This is a genomic window from Vibrio sp. 10N.222.49.C9, assembly GCF_041474985.1.
GTDB classification, from domain to species: Bacteria; Pseudomonadota; Gammaproteobacteria; order Enterobacterales; family Vibrionaceae; genus Vibrio; species Vibrio crassostreae_C.
The window spans coordinates 1-383 of sequence record NZ_JBFRVD010001367.1; the positions used below are offsets into that span (position 1 = coordinate 1).

1 pseudogene is annotated in these 383 nt (G+C 44.4%); it reads left to right on the forward strand.

From position 1 onward, the window contains the following. Positions 1–383 (forward strand): annotated as a pseudogene (locus AB4585_RS28325) (hypothetical protein); the annotation flags it as partial.

A 383-nucleotide genomic window follows, 5' to 3' on the forward strand; every position in this document is an offset into this window, starting at 1 on the left:
CCATTCTGGCCGGATCTAATGATTCCACCATCAGTGGAGATCGCGCTGCGAGTTATTTAGCCTGTATTGACGTCGAAGGTATTGATGCTGAATTTGATGGTAGTCAGGTTCCTGCACTATGTAATGATCAGCCTGTAACCAATACTAAGTTTAAGCTGGATCGCGCTTTTGAATATTCCATTCTTAGTCCAGTCGAGACTCAGGAAGAAGATGAAGACGCTTCATGGGATGACGTCATTGACTTTGGTGGATTGTGGACTTGCCTAGCGGCAGGCACATGTTCTGAAAATAGCTTAACGAAATTTGAAATTGTTGAGTTTGACGATAGTGATGAGCAGGACGGCTCTAACATCAAACGCGATACATTATCGGGCAGCTATGAC